Origin of the sequence: Rhizobium ecuadorense, assembly GCF_001187535.1 — a bacterium.
Taxonomy (GTDB): domain Bacteria; phylum Pseudomonadota; class Alphaproteobacteria; order Rhizobiales; family Rhizobiaceae; genus Rhizobium; species Rhizobium ecuadorense.
The window spans coordinates 164,729-180,802 of the sequence record NZ_LFIO01000381.1 but is presented as its reverse complement, the minus strand read 5'-3'; the positions used below and the strand labels follow the sequence as shown (position 1 = coordinate 180,802).

The window sequence follows — 16,074 nt, the reverse complement described above, 5'->3', positions numbered from 1 at the left end:
TTCAACACCAGATCGTTTCGGAGGCTTGCATGACCCCTTCCCCAAACAGGCTGCGCATCGCCGTGCTCTTCGGCGGCCGCTCGGCCGAGCATGAGGTTTCCATCCTTTCGGCAACCAATGTCATGGGCGCGCTCAAGCCCGAGAAATATGATGCCATCCCCGTTTTCATCACCCGCGAGGGACAATGGCTGCTGAGCAATTTTGAGGACGGCATATTGGCGACACCGTCATCAGGCGTCGAAATCTGCCTCGTGCCGGGCGGACGCGGCCGGATGCTAGCGATCCCGGCCCATGGCGCGGCCCATGAATTGCCGGGGATCGACATCCTGTTTCCCGTGCTGCACGGCCTGCATGGCGAAGACGGATCGGTGCAGGGTCTGGCGGAGGTGGCGCGCGTGCCGCTCGCCGGCTGCGGCATTCTTGGCTCGGCCGCGGCGCTCGACAAGGACATCGCCAAACGCCTGCTCAGGGCGGCCGGCCTGCCGGTGGCGCGTGCCGTGACGGTGCGCGAGGATACTGCCCCCTCGCTGGCAGCTCTCGAAAGCGAGCTTGGACTGCCGCTCTTCATCAAGCCGGCGCGGCAGGGATCGTCGGTCGGCGTCGCCAAGGTCCATGCCAGCCAGGAATTCGCAGGCGCCCTTGCCGAGGCCTTCCGCCACGATCGGATACTGCTCGCCGAGGAGTTCGTTGCCGGCCGCGAGATCGAATTCAGCGTGCTGGAGGATGCGGCCGGCGAACTCTTCGTCTCCCGGCCGGGCGAGATCGTGCCGGCCGAAAGCCATGGCTTCTACAGCTACGATGCCAAATATATCGACGAACAGGGCGCGGCGCTGAAAGTCCCGGCCGACCTGCCTGAGGAGGTCGAGGCCGCCATGCGCGACATGGCCGCGAGAGCTTTCCGGGCGGTCGGCTGCGACGGCATGGCCCGCGTCGATTTCTTCCTGACGGATGACATGCGGTTCCTCGTCAACGAGCTCAATACCATCCCCGGCTTCACCGATATCAGCATGTATTCCAAGGCGATGGCGGCAAGCGGCGTCGGTTACGCCGAGATCATCGACCGCCTCGTCGATCACGGCCTGGCGCGCGCCGGCCGGGCTGCCTGAGCATGAACAGGTCGGTCCTGATTTCAGGCTGTTCCGGCGGCGGGAAATCGACGCTGCTGGCCGAACTTGGCCGTCGCGGTCATGCGATCGTCGAAGAACCGGGCCGACGGATCGTCAGGCAGGAGCTCGAAAGCGACGGTTCAGCCCTGCCCTGGATCGACATGGCGGCCTTCGCCCGCCGCGCCATCGAGTTCGCAACGGCCGACCACGCGGCGGCGTGCGGGCGGGCCGGCTGGACGTTTTTCGACCGAGGGCTGATCGATGCCGCAGCAGCGCTTCAGCACCTGACCGGGGAACCGGTCCTGGAAAGACTAAGCGCCCTCCACCGTTATAACAGCAGCGTTTTTCTCACCCCGCCATGGCCGGAAATCTACGTCACCGATCGCGAGCGGCGCCATGGCTTCGACGAGGCGGTCGCCGAATATGACCGGCTTGTCGCAATCTATCCGGCGCTTGGCTACGACGTCGTCATGCTGCCGAAAATCGCGGTCGCCGACCGGGCGGATTTCATCCTCGATCGACTAAAAACGAGGTAGCCGCCTCTCGGCTGCTTTCTCAAGGGGAACCTCAGCGCCTGCGGAAGACGCACCACTGAAACGACTGCCGGCCACCGCCGGGGGTCGTGTGCTCCTCGCGCCAGTCGCGTTGAAGCGCGAAGGCGGACGAGACTTCGCGTGCAAGAGCGGCCGCGTCGTAACGTTCGACCGGCAGGCCGCTGCATCGTTCCGGCCCGTCCGGTGCGAAAGAGGCAATGATCACGGCGCTGCCCGGCGCCGTGCCGGTTTCGAGTGCGCGGCGATAAGCCAGCCGCTGCTCGCGCTCGGTGAGGAAGTGAAAGACGGCGCGGTCGTGCCACACATCGTACTGACGTCCTGGTCGCCACACGGTGACATCTTCAATCATCCAGGCGATGCGGGCCGCCTCGTCCCCCAGCCGCGCCTTGGCAACATCGAGCGCCGGCGCAGCGATGTCGAGAACGGTGAGATCGGACCATCCGCGCTCGAGAAGACGATCGACAAGGCTCGATGCGCCGCCGCCGACATCGATCAGCGAAGCCGTGACCGGCAGTTGCAGCGCGTCAAGCGCCCGCAGGGAAGGCTCGGGCGTCGGCTGATACCAGCTGACGCTGTCGGCAGCTTTCGTGCGGTAGACCGCGTCCCAATGCTCCCGCTTCGCCTCCGTCATCCGGCATCCCCATTTTTGCAGCGCCCGATCCTGACCGATCAACATGTAAGGATTGAGACGTCTGCCTCCAAGCGCCGTTCCCATGACCATTTTATCAGGAAGCGGAATGACGATAAACGAGATCCGCGGGATCGGTTCGAGATGCCGTCGGATCGAGACGCGCCCCCAGCCGCTCCGCCACGGCAATCGAGGCTTTGTTGCCGGGGGCGATATAGCTGACGAGCGACGGCAGGCCGAGCGTCGCAAAGGCCCAGTCTCGTAACGTCATGACCGCCTCGGTCGCATACCCCCTGCCCTCATGGCTCTCATAGACGAACCAGCCCAGCTCCTTTTCCGGAAAGAGCGGCCCGTGATTGATCCCCACCTGACCGACGCATTCGCCGGTCTCGGCAAGGTCGATCATCAGCGCCCCGTGCCCGAACAGTTGCCAGAGCGCCACGTCGTGACAGAACATTCCCCAGGCCGCGCGCAGATCGAACGGCCCGCCCATCCCGGCCGACCGCGGCGAGGCCATGAGCCGCGCATAGGCGGCGAAATCGTCTATACTAGGCATGCGAAGTCTCAGACGCTCGGTTCGGATTTTTATCGCGCCGGTTTCGGACATGTCGTCGCCTCTGTCAGATGGGGTTTGGCGTTTCAAAGGCTGGGGCAAATTGCAGCATTCCGCTTGGCGTGGTCCCGCGGAAAACAATCCGTTGTACGAGCCGCCTATCGAAGTCGAGATACGTCAGCTGCCCATCGTTGCTGAAACCGACGCGGCTATAGATGTCTGGGTTTCCGATCAACGCACAGCCGGCGGCACCGCTCTCCTTCAACAGGTCAAATCCCCTGACAATCAACGCCTTGCCGATCCCCTGCCGCTGTCTCTCCGGTTTGACGGATATCGGACCCAGTCCGAACCAGCCACCATGCACGCCGTCGATCGTCACCGGCGAAAATGCGACATGCCCCAGGATCTCGCCTTCTTCTTCAGCAACCAGCGATATCGTCAGATCGCCCGCTGCGCGAAGCCTGCTGACAATCTCCGCTTCGGTACCGTCGCTGTAGGGCATTGGCTTGAACGCTACCTCGGTCAGATCATGGATCGCATCGATATCCGCCGGTGTTTCATATCGGATGAGCATCGCGGTCAACTCCTCATGCCTGATCTACCGCGGATGCCGTGCAGTGATAGTCGAAAATCAGCAAGCCGGGTTCTTCCAGCGGCAATTGCGCCACGATCTGCCCTTCCGCGTTCAGCACCGCCGTCGGTCCCCAGGCGACGCGCCCGTCGCGCTCGCCCGTCACATCGGACGATATCATCCATAGGCCTGTTTCACGGCATCTCTCGGCGCGGACCACATTGTGCCGCTCCTTGAATATTTCCGCCTTATCTCGTGGCATCATATTGTTGGAGCAACATAAGATCAGGGATGCACCCAGCGCTTCGAGCTTTGCGGCCGCTTCAGGAAAGTTGGTGTCGTAGCAGATGTTTATACCAAAGCGCAGATCGCCGATCGCAAAGAGTGGACTCTCTTCCCCCGCTTCGAAGGCCTGTTCGCCACGCAGCAAATGGGCTTTCCGGTAGCGGCCGAGGAGAACGCCGCGTTCGACGACGATGGCTGTGTTGAACAATCGCCCGTCATCGATCTCGATCAGCCCCATGACCAGCATCGGTCCTGACTTCGGTAACCGATCCAGGACCGCCACGAACGCAGGCGATGCGAGATCGAGGGCAACGCGACGTGCCGACGGTTCATCGGTCAGGTAGCCCTGGAGAAACCCCTCGGGAAAGAGCAGCAAGGCCACGCCATCGGTCTCGGCCAGTGCTGCGATCCCAATGGCATAATCCAAGGCCGCCCCGACATTTTCCCGAAATTCCGGCGTCTGCGCAGCGGCTATCCGGATGCTTCCCACGTCGATCTCCCTTTCGAACGTCTCACCGTCCGAGCGGCCAAAGCTACGAAAAAGCCCGGCGCGACGGCCGGGCTCTTCCTTGATGTCTTCCCTCGGCAAACCTTAGAAGCTCGCCGCACCGCTGCCCCAGGGGCCGTGGTGGAAGTCCTTGCCATCCAGGCGGTCGAAGCCGTGGGCGCCGAAGAAGTCGCGCTGAGCCTGGATGAGGTTGGCCGTTCCCCTGCCCTGGCGGTAGGCATCGAAATAGGTCAGCGCCGAGGTCAGCGCCGGCACCGGCAGGCCAGAGGAAATGGCGGCGGCGACGACGCGGCGCAGCGCCGGGATCGATTCCTTGACCATGTCGGAGAAGGCCGGCGTGACGATCAGGTTGGCGGCATCAGGCGCCTTGGTGAAGGCCGAGGTGATCTCGTCGAGGAACTGCGAGCGGATGATGCAGCCGGCGCGCCAGATCCTGGCAATCGTCGGCATCGGCAGCGACCAGTTGAATTCGCGCGAGGCTTCCGCCATCACCGCGAAGCCCTGCGCATAGGCGCCGATCTTGGCGGCAAACAGCGCCAGCTCCAGATCCTTGTTGAGTTCGGGACCGTAAGCGATCGGGAAGGATGCGGCCTGCGTGCCGAAAATCTTTTCGGCGGCTTCGCGCTGCGACTTCATCGAGGAGAGGCTGCGAGCGGCGACCGCGGCCTCGATTGCCGTTGCCGGAATGCCCATGTTCTGCGCTTCGATCGCCGACCATTTGCCGGTGCCCTTCTGGCCGGCCTTGTCGAGGATCATGTCGACCATCGGCCCGCCGGAAACCGGATCGGTCGCGGCAAGCACCTTCTCGGAAATCTCGATCAGGTAGGAGTTCAGCCGGCCCTTGTTCCACTCGCCGAAGATGCCGGAGATGTCGGAGGCGCTCTTGCCGAGACCGTCGCGCAGGATGCCGTAGATTTCGGCGATCATCTGCATGTCGGCATATTCGATGCCGTTATGGATGGTCTTGACGAAATGGCCGGCGCCGTCATTGCCGAGCCAGGCAACGCAGGGCTCGTCATTGTAGCGGGCGGCAATCGAGGTCAGCACCTTCTCGACGCGCTTCCAGGATTCCTCGGTGCCGCCGACCATGATCGACGGGCCGTGGCGCGCACCTTCTTCGCCGCCGGAAACGCCCATGCCGATGAAGGTCAGATCCGTGTCCTTGAGGCGGTCGAAGCGGGCGACGGTATCGCGGAAATTGGCGTTGCCGGCATCGATCATGATGTCGCCCTTGGACAGATGCGGGCGCAACGCCTCCATCTGCTGATCGACGGCATCGCCGGCCTTGATCATGATGATGATCGGGCGCGGCGGCCGGATCGCATCGACGAACTCTTCGATCGTCTTGCAGGGAATGATCTGCTTTTTCAGATCGCCGGCGCTTTCGTAGAATTCGTCGGTTTTCTCAGGCGTACGGTTGAAGACCGCAATTTTATTGCCTTTCTCCGCGATGTTGAGCGCCAAGTTTGAGCCCATGACCGCAAGACCGATCAGTCCGATTTCTGCCTTTTCCACGACAAACCTCCGATGTGTCATTTGGACCGGTGTTGTGGCACTGTCTCGGTCAAACGGCAAGTCTCGCAAGGGTCTAATCGGTTCGCAAAAACAATGAAATGAAGCTTGCAATATCGCGACTTGTCCGACAACCGCTTGCGCCGGCTGATCGGCAACCAAGTTTTTTCGCGACCTGCCCTTGATGCCCTATCTGGTGGTATCATCGGCATTTCGGGAGATCTCGCCTTGGAATCGGGAAGACGAAAAGATACGGCCCTGCTCGCCGCCCGTGCCGGCCGCTACCGCGAATATGCGCCGTCGCCGCCGCTGCGGCGCCATTTCAGCCGGTTCTGGTCACATACGCTCCATGACGGACCGCCGGCACATGTGGCAATCGTGCCGGACGGCTATTGCGACCTCCTCTGGATCGACGGCCGGCTGGCCGTTGCCGGACCCGACAGGACGGCGGCCTTTCCCGTTCTCCGGCCGGACGCGACCATCATCGGCGCACGTTTTGCGCCGGGCGCCGCCGCGCCCTGGCTGAAGACGCCGCTCTCGGCGCTGGTCGGCTGCTCGGTGCCGCTTGCCGAAATCGGCTGGAAGGACACGGCCGAATTCGAGGCACGGCTTGGCGATTGTCCCGATCCCTCGAATGCCATGGCGCTATTCGCCCGCTTGCTCGAAGAGGCCGCGCGCGATACCGACGAACCGGCCCGGGACGCCGCGGTTATCTTCGCCGCCGCCGATGGCGGCCGTCCGGCGTCCGAGCTGCTCAGCCGGCTCGGCGTGAGCGAAAGGGAGTTGCGCCGCCGCTGCCACCACCATTTCGGCTATGGCGCCAAGACGCTGGAACGCATCCGCCGGTTCCAGCGTTTCCTCGATCTCTGCCGCAAGGCGGGCACGATGCCGCTTGCCCGCCTTGCGCTCGAAGCGGGCTTTGCCGATCAGGCCCACATGACGCGCGAGGTCGGCGAACTCTCGAGCCTGACACCCGCCGTCATTGTCGGCCAACTCGGCATGCCGAAAAGACCAGGCTGACCGTTTTGTTCAAGACGCCGCAGATCAGCCTGCTACGACAGCGAGACCCGATATCAAGGACCTGCAAGCCATGTCGACGATGCCCGCGAAAATCATCCACCAATCGATCGAGCGCGACTGGCGCGACGTCTACGACTTCGCCGGCAAGCCGGAGAACATGCCGCTCTGGGCCTCCGGCCTTGCAAGCGGCCTCGAGCCTCACGGCGCCGACTGGATCGCCGACGGCCCTCTCGGAACCATCAAGATCAGCTTCGTGCCCGGCAATGAATTCGGTGTGATCGACCACACGGTGACGATCGAATCCGGCCTCAGGGTCTATAATGCGCTGCGCATTGTGCCGAACGGCGATGGCTGCGAGGTCATGTTCACGCTGTTGCGGCTGCCCGGCATGACCGATGCGCAGTTTTCAGCCGATGCCGCCCATGTCGAGAAGGATCTCGACATGCTGAAAGCCCTGATGGAGAGATAGATGACCGTCAAATCAGACAACAACGACCGCCGCATCGATTATGTCGAATTCAACGTCGCCGACATCGCCGCCGCCAAAGCCTTTTACGGCTCGGCCTTCGGCTGGCGTTTCACCGATTACGGCCCGAACTACTGCGAATTCGACGATGGCCGGCTGAAGGGCGGCTTCACCGATTTCGGCCCCGTGCGGCCGGGCGGCCCGCTGGTCGTCGTCTATGCCAGGAATCTCGAAGAGGTGCTGATCTCGGTCGAGAGGGCTGGCGGCACGATCGTCCGGCCGATCACCGATTTCCCAGGCGGCCGGCGCTTCCACTTCCTCGACCGCGACGGGTATGAGCTCGCCGTCTGGGCGGCCGCCTGAAGGCGGCCGATTGATCAGCCAGTTGGCCGCTGTCGATCGATATCCTCCATGACGAGCAGCGCGCCAATCACGGTACCGCCGGCATCGCGCAGCGGCGACATGCGACAGCGCACCTGCCCTGATCCGCCGTTGCCGTCCGGACATTTATAGGCATAGTCGATCTGCTCACCGGCAAAGCAGGCGTCGAGCTTGTATTTGGCGCACGCGGCAAACAGCTCCTCTCCGATGAATTCGGAAAGATGGCGGCCGATAAGCTCCATCGGCTTCTTGTTGAGATGGGCGCAGTTGGCTGGATTGGAATAGAGGAAGCGATAGTCCTTGGTCAGCACCGCCACCCGGTCCGGCAGGCTTTCGAGGATCGCCGAATTGAGGAACTGGCCGTTGTCGGTATCCGGCACATAGGCCGGCGGCGGCTCGATGCGCACGTCCTGCGGCGACGGCACACGCCAGTCCGGCCCATGCGTGCCGAAATAGCGGTCGAGCAGGTAGGAAAGGACCGTCGTGTGCTCGGCGACGCTGGCGCTGTCGTCGGCGTCCTGGCCGATCAGATGAGTCACAAACTGCAGCTGCATGTAGGCTTCGAGCAGATTGACCGCTTGATGGGCGAGGATTGCCTCGACCAGCGGCTCGACATGGCCGTCGAGCGCCGTGACGCGCTGATCGTCACCCAAGCGTATGGCTTCCTCTATCTGCGTGCAACGCAAGGAAAAAGCTCGAAAAAGCTCCAGCAAGACGCCCAACTCCCATTGGCCCAAGAGACATGTCCGAGACCTGACATGGCTGCATCTTTCGAAAAATGCGCCTTTCGGTAGACATTGTTCGCGTTTTGGTAGCGACGGGTACCATGAATTTACACTCAGTTTCAATCCGCGAGCACCTGCCGCTTTTCACCGCTGATAAATGAGGGTGGATATTCCTGGAGCATGTCTCGCAAAAGTGCGTCGCGGTTTTGCGATAACGACATGCGTCAAAACAAGAAGCGCGAAGAGCGAATCCGAAAGATCGCGACGCGTGCTAGGAGTCGAGCGTCTGCTTGATCTGCCAGCGGTCATGATACCAGAGCCACTGTTCCGGGTATTCCCGCACCCAGCTTTCCACCTTGTCGTTGAGCAGTTGGGCTGCCGCCGGCAGGTCGAGATTGCCCTTGGCATCGCGCGGCATGTCCAGCCGCGGCTCGATTTCCAGCCGGTAGCGGTTGTCGGGCAGCCGGACGCAGCGCGCCGGATAGACCTCGCAGTCGAACTGGCGCACCAGCTTCGGCAGCAGCGGATTGGTCTTGACGTCGCGCCCGAAGAAAGTGCCCTTCAGCCCCTTGCGGAATTTCTGGTCGACGAGCACGCCCACGCCCTGGCCGGCTTCCAGCTGACGGGCGAGCGCGAAGGAGGAGCCCGCATGCGAGGGCACCAGCTTGCCCATCCGCGCGCTCCTGAAATCGAAGACCTTCTTGGCGACATAGGGATTGTTCGGCGGCCGGAAGAGCACGGTCACATGAAGCCCGAAGGCGGCGCCGGCCACCGGCAGCAGCTCGAAATTGGCGGTATGGCCGGTAAAGACGATGAAGGGGCGCGGATTGTCGCGCAGATCGAGGAAGATCGGGATACCCGACACCTCCACCCTGCCCGGCTCCGATTTTTCAGGGTCGTAGTCGAACAACTGGTCGAGGAACACGTATTCGGCCGCAAGCCGGCCCATATTGCCCCAGCTTCCGAGCGCGATCTCTTCGATCTCGGCCTCGCTCTTCTCGGGAAAGGCGTTGCGCAGATTGACGAGCATCAGCCTGTGGCGGCGTGTCCGCCGGCCGAGGCGGCGCATCATCCTGTCGGCGAAGCGAATCGCGCCATCAGCCGGAAACAGCTTCAGCACGTTCAGAAAACCGAACATCACCTGCGCCACCAGCCATTGCTGGAAGTGCCTGAGCGCCAGAACGATCCGGGTGATGAAGAGCTTCACTTGGGGCTCAATCCATCTTCAGGATGATCTTGCCGAAGATCTGGCGCGATTCCATCCGCTCCAGCGCCCGGTCGATATCGCTGAAGCTGACCTCGGTGTCGATGACGGGATGCACGAGCCCGCGGCCCATCTTCTGCATCGCATCGGCCATGTTCTCCATCCGGCAGCCGAAGGAACCGAAGAGCTTCAGCTGCTGCTGGAACAGCATCATCAGGTTCATCTCCGTGGAAACACCCGAGGTCGAGCCGCAGGTGACGAGCCGCCCGCCGCGCTTCATGCAGAGCATCGAGCCTGCCCAGGTATCCTTGCCGACATGTTCGAAGACGACGTCGACGCCCTTCTTCTTGGTGAGCTTGCGCACCACGCCCTCGAAGCGGTCGGTGCGGTAGTTGATGACGTGATCGGCGCCGAGAGCCTTGGCCTTTTCGATCTTGTCGTCCGAACCAACCGTGGTGATGACAGTGCAGCCGATCTTCTTGGCCAGCTGGATCGCCGCCGTGCCGATACCCGAGCCGCCGGCGTGGACGAGGATCGTCTCGCCGGGCTCGAGCCTGGCATTGTCGAACAGCATGTGCTCGACGGTGCCGAAGGTGACGGGCGCAAGTGCAGCACCGATCGCATCGACACCGGGAGGAGCCGGCACGAGCAGCCGCGCGGGAAGGTTGACCTTCTCCTGCGCGAAGCCGTCGAGATGGAAGCCGTGCACGCCGGAGACATGTTCGCAGAGATTGTCGCGGCCTTCGCGGCAGGGGCGGCAGAGACCGCAGGTGCGCGCGCCGTAGATCGAGACGAGCTGGCCCGGCAGCACATTGGCGACACCCGCGCCGATCGCTTCCACGACGCCGGAAGCCTCGGCACCGATGACCAGCGGCATCTTGCGCTTGGCGAAAGCCATGCCGCGCCAGCCCCAGACGTCGATATGGTTGAGCGCCACCGCCTTGACGCGCAGCGTCACCTCGCCGGCGGCAGGCGCATCCGGTTCCGGCAGGTCGGTGATCTCAAGCTTGCGGTCATCGATCAGTTGCAAAGCGCGCATGATTTATAGTTCTTTCTTCTACGTGGATCGTCGTCATGCTCGGGCTTGTCCCGAGCATCTGCCAGCGGTCATTGAGTGATGCAAGTAGATCCTCGGGACAAGCCCGAGGATGACGTTAAAAACCACTTCGTCCCAAAATCAAGGAGGGTCTCTAAGCCGGTTCGAGCGCCATGACAAGGCTGGCATTCTGCCCGCCGAAGCCGAAGGAGTTGGAAAGCACGGCGGAAACCTGCGCTTGCCGCTTCTTGTTCGGCACGACATCGAGAACGATCGACGGATCGGGATTGGTATAGTTGATCGTCGGCGGCAGCGTGCCTGTCAGCATCGTCTGCAGCGAGAACACCGCCTCGACTGCGCCCGCCGCCGTCAGCGTATGGCCGATCATCGACTTGTTCGAGGAAACCGGGATGCCGGCGATCCGTTCGCCGAAGACGGCCGACATCGCCCCATATTCCATCTTGTCGTTCTCGGGCGTCGACGTGCCATGGGCATTGATATAGCCGATGCCGCTCTCGTCGATGCCGGCATCGGCAAGGGCTGCGCGGATCGTCGCGATCGCCGGTCCGCCATCCGGCGACGACCGCGTGCGGTGGAAGCTGTCGGCCTTGTCGCCGGCGCCCTTCATGATGCCGAGCACCTTGGCGCCGCGGGCGACCGCCGCTTCCAGCGATTCCAGCACCAGGGTCGCCGCACCTTCGGCGATGACGAAACCATCGCGATCCTTGCTGAACGGCTTGGAGGCCTTGGTCGGCGGATCGTTCTGCGTCGAAAGAGCCGAGAGCAGTGAGAAACGGATCAGCGCTTCGGCGCTCAGAGAGCCGTCGGTTGCAACCGTCAGCGCGCGGGTTGTCCGGCCCTGGCGGATCGCCTCGATGCCGAGCTGGATCGCGGTGACGCCGGAAGCACAGGCCGTCGACAGCGTGACGGGAAGGCCGCGTGTGCCGAACCGGTCGGCAAGCCGCTCGGAAATAGCGCCGAACAGGGCCGCCTCATGGAAGGCCGGGTCCGGCCGCTGGCGTAGCGCCGTCAGGAAACGCTCATAGGCGTCGCCGGGACGCTCGGAGGCCGGCGAACGGTCGGCAAGTTCGAAACGCGCGCTCCATTCCGGCTCGATCGGCGGGGCGGCCAGGAACAGCGGGCCGTTGAAATCGCCGGAAAGGCCGGCATCGGCAAGCGCCTCGATCGTCGTCTCGCGGGCGAAGGCGTAGGAGCGCTCGACGGCATTCGGGGCCGGGATGCCGATAAAATCAACGGTGCCGGCGATCCGCGTCGACAGTCCCTCGGTCGGGAAACGATTGATCTCGTGAATACCCGACGTGCCTGACGAAAGCGCTGCCCAGTTATCGCTGAGACCCTGACCGAGGGAGGTGATGATACCCATGCCGGTCACGGCCACGATAGGGCGGCCGAGATGATCCCTGTAAGCGGAAGCTGTCATATCTTTCACTCCTCACGCATTTGCGGAAAGGACGGCGACGCCCTCGCCGCGCTGGTGTCCGACCGCGGTCACGACGGCGGCGGTGGCGCCTGCCCGCATCGGCGCCTCATGGGCGGCATCGAAGGGCGGAACCTTGGCCTTGCCGTCGACGGCAAGTGCTGCAAGCGCCAGACCCAGCGTGAACTGCGTTTCGATCGTATGGCCGGTGACGCCGCCGAAGCCGCGGATGGCGGCCCCCGGCAGCTGGTGTTCGAGCACCGCCCGCTCGCGGGCGGCAAGGTCGTGCATGCCGGTCGAGCCGGAAAAAATCGCCGTGCTTTCGGCGGCAAGCTCGGCGGCGGGTGCTAAAAGCCGCTCCAACCGGACCTCGAGATTGCCGGCATTGCGGTTGCCGCGGTCGCCCTCGACCGCGTCGATGACGGCATAGATGTGAGCGCCGCGCGCTTCCGCATGCTGGCGCGATTCCATCACCAGGAAGGCGCCGGCCGAACCGGTGATCATCCCGCCGCCGTCGCTTGATTTGCGTGACCAGAGCGGCACCCAGTCGCCGCGTGCATGAGCGCCGATCGCTTCGGTGAGCAGGATCATATCAGGCCGCTCCGCCGCAAAGGCGCCGCCAACCAGCGCATGCGAGGATTCGCCCGATTTGATACGGTAGAAGGCGGTCTCGACGGCTGAAATGCCTGCCGCTTCCTCGCCCATGAAGGTGCGCGACGAACCGGTGACCTTGTGCACGATCGAGATATTGCCTGCGAGCAGGTTGGAAAGCTGGGCGAGGAACAGCGTCGGCCTGAGCTCCGTCGTCAGCTTCTCGTTCAGCAGCAATTCGCGGTCGTTGCGCTTCAGCGCCTCGTCCACGATCAGCGTATCGACATTGATGTCGCGCTCGCCGCCGCCGGCCGCCACGATCATGTCCATCGTGCCGCAGGCCTCGAGATCGTCCTTAAAGCCGGCATCGTCGAGTGCCAAGCCGGCGGCGAAGACGCCGATGCGCTGCCAGTTTTCCATCTGGCGCTGGTCGCCGCGCTTGGCGATCTGCTGCGACCAGTCGATCTCGGGCAGCGGATGCACCGGATAGGGCTTGAACTTCTCGGTTTCGACGATCGCCTTCGGAGCTTTGTCGGCCTGGAGAAGGGCGATATGCGCATCCTTGCCGACGCCCTGACAGGTGACGATGCCGATGCCCGAGATGACGACGTCGTTTGCAGCCTTGCTCATCCAATCACTCCCTGCGCCGCGATCGCTTCGAGAAGCCCGATCTCGCCGGCACGTTTTTTCACGATATCGCCGAGCGGCACCTCGGAAAACGGCATAGTGCGAAGCTTTAGCTGCGCATCGCAGACCTTCTTGCCGGCGCTGGTGATTTTAGCCTTGGTAACCGCGAAACCCGAACCGTCGTGTTCGAGCACCGCCTCGATATCGAGCACGGCTTCCGGTTCGACGAAGGTGCGCATCTTGGCGCCATCGACCGTCATCAGGAAGGGCATGGCGGCAAAATTGGTGACGGCAAGCACCAGCATGCCGGAGGCCTGCGCCATGGTCTCGATCAAAAGCACACCGGGAACGAGCGGCATGCCGGGAAAATGACCCTCGAAGACAGGGCTCTTGGCCGGCACGACGGATCGCGCCTTCAGCGTGCCCTTCTTCAGGTCCACCGCTTCGACGCGGTCAATCATCTGGAAATATTCCAGCAGCATTCGGATCCTCCGGCCCGACAGGCCAGATCCGCCCGCCGGTGACGCCTAGTTAGGAACGAAACCGCCCGGCCGCCATAGTCAGGCGGCAGGGCGGTCAAAAAAGACGATTATGTCCTCAGGCCTTGGCTGCTTTAAGCTCGTCGATCTTGGCACAGAGGTTCTTCAGCACGAAATATTCTTCGGTGGAAACCTTGCCCTCGTTGACTTCCTGCGTCCACTTTTCGAGCGGAATCTTGATGCCGAATTCCTTGTCGATCGCAAAGACGATGTCGAGGAAATCGAGGCTGTCGATACCGAGGTCGTCGATCGTATGGCTCTCCGGCGTGATCGTCGCGCGGTCGATCTCGCTGGTTTCTGCAATAATGTCGGCAACTTTATCGAATGTAGCGGTCACGCGCTGTACCTCATGAAATGACGATTTAAATCCCCTCATAGGCAAATCCATTTCAAAAGCCAATGCTTTCGTCCGGGCGTTGCGGCAATTTGGCGATCGGGTGTTGCCTAAACAGCAATGGAATGCAGGCCGTTGCAATCACCCGAGGCGCGGCGATGCCGCTGCAGCCCCCTGCGCCGGCGGCGTAAACAAGCCGTCCGAATCGAAGCCGCATACGGTCTCGCCTCGGCGCGAGCGCCCTTCCCGGCCGGAGCCGCAAGCACGGACAGTTGATCTGGATCAAATCGCAAGCCCGGCGAATTTGATAATCATCAAGCGGCGCGGGAAGAGATCGGGATATCCGAACCCGCAATCGCGGCGTCATCGTCTCGGAAGCGTCAGCCATGCCTCTCGGCATGCTGGCCATGCCCGGGCATGCCAGGATTTCGAAGGGATCAGGAGATGGACGTCGCACGCCGTGAGGTTTCCGAGGCCGGCACGCCTGTCGCTTGCCGTTCCTGCCAGGCGCGGCACGGCGTCGTCTGCGGCGCCTTGTCGAGCAGCCAGCTGCGAGAACTCGGCCGCCACTCGCTGCGCCGCAAAATCGATGCCGGCTCAGAGATCGTCGCTCAGGGGTCGGAAAGCTCTTTCTATTCGAACATCATGCGCGGGGTGGTGAAGCTCTGCAAGGTGATGCCGGACGGCCGCCAGCAGATCGTCGGCCTGCAATTCGCCCCCGATTTCGTCGGCAGGCCCTTCATGCGCGAAAGCACGCTGTCGGCCGAGGCTGCGACCGATGCGGAGATCTGCGTCTTCCCCCGCAATCTGCTCGACCGCATGATATTGGAGACGCCGAAACTGCAGCGCAGCCTGCACGGTCAGGCGTTGAAGGAACTGGATGCCGCGCGCGAATGGATGCTGACGCTCGGCCGGCGCACCGCCGAGGAGAAGGTCGCAAGCCTGCTCTACCTCATCGCCACGCACGCCGAGCCGGAAACGGCCACCAGCACCGCCTTCGACCTACCGCTATCGCGCACCGAGATCGCCGATTTTCTCGGGCTGACGATCGAAACCGTCAGCCGCCAGTTGACCCGGCTGCGCAAGAGCGGCGTCATCCGCATCGAGAACATCCGGCATATCGTCGTCCCCGATATGGATGAACTGGAAAAGAAAATCAGCGCGTAATCACCACACGGGTATTGGCAAGGCCGGCCTGGCGCGCCAGCGAGAAGAACTCGGCGGCATTGTCGGGATGCAGGCGGACGCAGCCATGCGAGGCTGGCCGGCCCAGGCGCTTCAGGTCGAAGGTGGCGTGAACGGCGTAACCACCGTTGAAGAACACCGCATAGGGCATCGGCGCATTGTCGTATTTCCGGGAACGGTGGTCGCGTGACAACCACTTGGCGCTCCACGAACCGGTCGGCGTGACATAGCCGTTGCGCGCGGTCGAAACCTTCCAGCGATACTTGACGAAGCCGTTCTCGGTGACGGTCATCGTCTGCTTGCCGATGCTGATATTGGCGACCAGCGTCGCCGCCTCGGCGGCAACGGGAGAAAACTGCAGCAATAAACTTGCGGCCGCGGCCGCTAAAATCGTCTTCATGATAACCCCTCTTCGCACCCGCGCAGTTTAATTGCGCCCTCACGATAGAGAGACTACGGCAATACTTTCTATATTGCTTTAATCCGAATGGTAATCACAATTTTAACACGTTTCAGCCGGAAGCGCCGCCGCAAGACAGCGGCCCGCCTCACTGGAGCTTGCGTGGCGCCGCAGGCCGGTTGAGCCGCTGGTAAGCCTTGTTCATCTTCTCGCGGATGGAGGCCATCGTGCCGAGATTATGACCGCAGGCGGCACAGGTGATGATATCCGTCTCGCGGATCTCCGGCCGCTCGAACTTCATCTTGGTGCTCTTGCACTTCGGGCACGGTAATTCAACCTGAACTGTCATCGCTCTGCTTCCGGTCTGATGAGATACGAGGCGCTTCGCATAAACGTTTGAGCCGGAGCTGT

20 protein-coding genes are annotated in these 16,074 nt (G+C 62.7%); 6 read left to right on the top strand and 14 right to left on the bottom strand.

Features of this window, described 5'->3' with window-relative positions; genetic code table 11:
- Positions 1-29: 29 nt before the first annotated feature.
- Positions 30-1,106: a D-alanine--D-alanine ligase family protein gene (locus AF337_RS09105; protein ID WP_049731892.1), complete on the top strand. Its 1,077-nt coding sequence runs from the start codon at positions 30-32 to the stop codon at positions 1,104-1,106.
- A gap of 2 nt (positions 1,107-1,108) precedes the next feature.
- On the top strand, positions 1,109-1,642 hold the full coding sequence (locus tag AF337_RS09100; RefSeq protein WP_049731891.1) for an AAA family ATPase: 534 nt from the start codon (positions 1,109-1,111) through the stop codon (positions 1,640-1,642).
- 31 nt (positions 1,643-1,673) lie between these two features.
- On the opposite strand, the gene AF337_RS09095 is transcribed toward AF337_RS09100, so the two are convergent.
- From AF337_RS09095 to gndA, 5 genes are all read right to left on the bottom strand, one after another.
- Positions 1,674-2,291, bottom strand: a complete 618-nt coding sequence (locus tag AF337_RS09095) for a class I SAM-dependent methyltransferase (RefSeq protein WP_049731890.1) — start codon at positions 2,289-2,291, stop codon at positions 1,674-1,676.
- A 94-nt stretch (positions 2,292-2,385) separates the two neighbouring features.
- A complete protein-coding gene (locus AF337_RS09090; RefSeq protein ID WP_049731889.1) occupies positions 2,386-2,895 on the bottom strand; it encodes a GNAT family N-acetyltransferase in 510 nt (169 codons plus the stop codon).
- Positions 2,896-2,908: 13 nt separating this feature from the next.
- Positions 2,909-3,415 (bottom strand): GNAT family N-acetyltransferase, encoded by a 507-nt coding sequence (locus AF337_RS09085; protein ID WP_049731888.1) that lies wholly within the window; start codon positions 3,413-3,415, stop codon positions 2,909-2,911.
- Positions 3,416-3,428: 13 nt separating this feature from the next.
- Complete coding sequence (locus tag AF337_RS09080) at positions 3,429-4,187, bottom strand: carbon-nitrogen hydrolase family protein (protein ID WP_049732041.1); 759 nt, start codon at positions 4,185-4,187, stop codon at positions 3,429-3,431.
- A 102-nt stretch (positions 4,188-4,289) separates the two neighbouring features.
- Positions 4,290-5,741, bottom strand: a complete 1,452-nt coding sequence (gene gndA, locus AF337_RS09075; RefSeq protein WP_193393590.1) for an NADP-dependent phosphogluconate dehydrogenase — start codon at positions 5,739-5,741, stop codon at positions 4,290-4,292.
- A gap of 204 nt (positions 5,742-5,945) precedes the next feature.
- Here gndA and AF337_RS09070 point away from each other — a divergent pair, with 204 nt between their 5' ends.
- From AF337_RS09070 to AF337_RS09060, 3 genes are all read left to right on the top strand, one after another.
- Positions 5,946-6,737, top strand: a complete 792-nt coding sequence (locus AF337_RS09070) for a helix-turn-helix domain-containing protein (protein ID WP_049732040.1) — start codon at positions 5,946-5,948, stop codon at positions 6,735-6,737.
- 70 nt (positions 6,738-6,807) lie between these two features.
- Positions 6,808-7,206 (top strand): polyketide cyclase, encoded by a 399-nt coding sequence (locus tag AF337_RS09065; RefSeq protein ID WP_049731886.1) that lies wholly within the window; start codon positions 6,808-6,810, stop codon positions 7,204-7,206.
- On the top strand, positions 7,207-7,566 hold the full coding sequence (locus AF337_RS09060; RefSeq protein WP_049731885.1) for a VOC family protein: 360 nt from the start codon (positions 7,207-7,209) through the stop codon (positions 7,564-7,566).
- Between the two features lie 14 nt (positions 7,567-7,580).
- Here the strand turns inward: AF337_RS09060 and AF337_RS09055 are convergent, their stop codons facing one another.
- The 7 genes from AF337_RS09055 to AF337_RS09025 all read right to left on the bottom strand — a co-directional run bounded on the left by AF337_RS09055 (position 7,581) and on the right by AF337_RS09025 (position 14,081).
- Positions 7,581-8,297, bottom strand: a complete 717-nt coding sequence (locus AF337_RS09055) for a PAS domain-containing protein (RefSeq protein ID WP_049732039.1) — start codon at positions 8,295-8,297, stop codon at positions 7,581-7,583.
- A gap of 283 nt (positions 8,298-8,580) precedes the next feature.
- Complete coding sequence (locus tag AF337_RS09050; RefSeq protein WP_049731884.1) at positions 8,581-9,516, bottom strand: lipid A biosynthesis lauroyl acyltransferase; 936 nt, start codon at positions 9,514-9,516, stop codon at positions 8,581-8,583.
- A 7-nt stretch (positions 9,517-9,523) separates the two neighbouring features.
- Complete coding sequence (locus AF337_RS09045) at positions 9,524-10,552, bottom strand: zinc-binding dehydrogenase (protein ID WP_049731883.1); 1,029 nt, start codon at positions 10,550-10,552, stop codon at positions 9,524-9,526.
- Between the two features lie 151 nt (positions 10,553-10,703).
- Entirely contained in the window at positions 10,704-11,990 is a 1,287-nt protein-coding gene (locus tag AF337_RS09040; RefSeq protein WP_049731882.1) for a beta-ketoacyl-ACP synthase, read from the bottom strand.
- A gap of 12 nt (positions 11,991-12,002) precedes the next feature.
- On the bottom strand, positions 12,003-13,208 hold the full coding sequence (locus tag AF337_RS09035) for a beta-ketoacyl-ACP synthase (protein ID WP_049731881.1): 1,206 nt from the start codon (positions 13,206-13,208) through the stop codon (positions 12,003-12,005).
- The gene (locus AF337_RS09030) at positions 13,205-13,687 is read right to left on the bottom strand and encodes a 3-hydroxyacyl-ACP dehydratase FabZ family protein (RefSeq protein WP_049731880.1); all 483 of its coding nucleotides are present in this window, start codon (positions 13,685-13,687) and stop codon (positions 13,205-13,207) included. The genes AF337_RS09035 and AF337_RS09030 overlap by 4 nt, the downstream gene beginning before the upstream one ends.
- 115 nt (positions 13,688-13,802) lie before the next feature.
- Positions 13,803-14,081 carry an acyl carrier protein gene (locus tag AF337_RS09025; protein ID WP_003540486.1) on the bottom strand — a complete coding sequence of 93 codons (279 nt, stop codon included), beginning with the start codon at positions 14,079-14,081 and terminating at the stop codon, positions 13,803-13,805.
- Between the two features lie 441 nt (positions 14,082-14,522).
- On the opposite strand from AF337_RS09025, the gene AF337_RS09020 reads away from it, so the two are divergent.
- Complete coding sequence (locus AF337_RS09020) at positions 14,523-15,245, top strand: Crp/Fnr family transcriptional regulator (RefSeq protein ID WP_049731879.1); 723 nt, start codon at positions 14,523-14,525, stop codon at positions 15,243-15,245.
- Here the strand turns inward: AF337_RS09020 and AF337_RS09015 are convergent.
- Together AF337_RS09015 and AF337_RS09010 are read right to left on the bottom strand one after the other, a co-directional pair.
- Entirely contained in the window at positions 15,235-15,663 is a 429-nt protein-coding gene (locus tag AF337_RS09015; protein ID WP_049731878.1) for a L,D-transpeptidase, read from the bottom strand. The two genes, AF337_RS09020 and AF337_RS09015, sit on opposite strands and share 11 nt — an antisense overlap.
- 148 nt (positions 15,664-15,811) lie before the next feature.
- Complete coding sequence (locus tag AF337_RS09010; protein WP_049731877.1) at positions 15,812-16,012, bottom strand: ECs_2282 family putative zinc-binding protein; 201 nt, start codon at positions 16,010-16,012, stop codon at positions 15,812-15,814.
- Between the last annotated feature and the right edge of the window lie 62 nt (positions 16,013-16,074).

Bases quoted from the DNA above. Each gene is read 5' to 3' on its own strand.
- AF337_RS09105 (WP_049731892.1), top strand. From the start codon at position 30: ATGACCCCTTCCCCAAACAGGCTGCGCATCGCCGTGCTCTTCGGCGGC.
- AF337_RS09100 (WP_049731891.1), top strand. From the start codon at position 1,109: ATGAACAGGTCGGTCCTGATTTCAGGCTGTTCCGGCGGCGGGAAATCG.
- AF337_RS09095 (WP_049731890.1), bottom strand. From the start codon at position 2,291: ATGACGGAGGCGAAGCGGGAGCATTGGGACGCGGTCTACCGCACGAAA.
- AF337_RS09090 (WP_049731889.1), bottom strand. From the start codon at position 2,895: ATGTCCGAAACCGGCGCGATAAAAATCCGAACCGAGCGTCTGAGACTT.
- AF337_RS09085 (WP_049731888.1), bottom strand. From the start codon at position 3,415: ATGCTCATCCGATATGAAACACCGGCGGATATCGATGCGATCCATGAT.
- gndA (WP_193393590.1), bottom strand. From the start codon at position 5,741: ATGACACATCGGAGGTTTGTCGTGGAAAAGGCAGAAATCGGACTGATC.
- AF337_RS09065 (WP_049731886.1), top strand. From the start codon at position 6,808: ATGTCGACGATGCCCGCGAAAATCATCCACCAATCGATCGAGCGCGAC.
- AF337_RS09060 (WP_049731885.1), top strand. From the start codon at position 7,207: ATGACCGTCAAATCAGACAACAACGACCGCCGCATCGATTATGTCGAA.
- AF337_RS09045 (WP_049731883.1), bottom strand. From the start codon at position 10,552: ATGCGCGCTTTGCAACTGATCGATGACCGCAAGCTTGAGATCACCGAC.
- AF337_RS09040 (WP_049731882.1), bottom strand. From the start codon at position 11,990: ATGACAGCTTCCGCTTACAGGGATCATCTCGGCCGCCCTATCGTGGCC.
- AF337_RS09035 (WP_049731881.1), bottom strand. From the start codon at position 13,208: ATGAGCAAGGCTGCAAACGACGTCGTCATCTCGGGCATCGGCATCGTC.
- AF337_RS09030 (WP_049731880.1), bottom strand. From the start codon at position 13,687: ATGCTGCTGGAATATTTCCAGATGATTGACCGCGTCGAAGCGGTGGAC.
- AF337_RS09020 (WP_049731879.1), top strand. From the start codon at position 14,523: ATGGACGTCGCACGCCGTGAGGTTTCCGAGGCCGGCACGCCTGTCGCT.
- AF337_RS09015 (WP_049731878.1), bottom strand. From the start codon at position 15,663: ATGAAGACGATTTTAGCGGCCGCGGCCGCAAGTTTATTGCTGCAGTTT.
- AF337_RS09010 (WP_049731877.1), bottom strand. From the start codon at position 16,012: ATGACAGTTCAGGTTGAATTACCGTGCCCGAAGTGCAAGAGCACCAAG.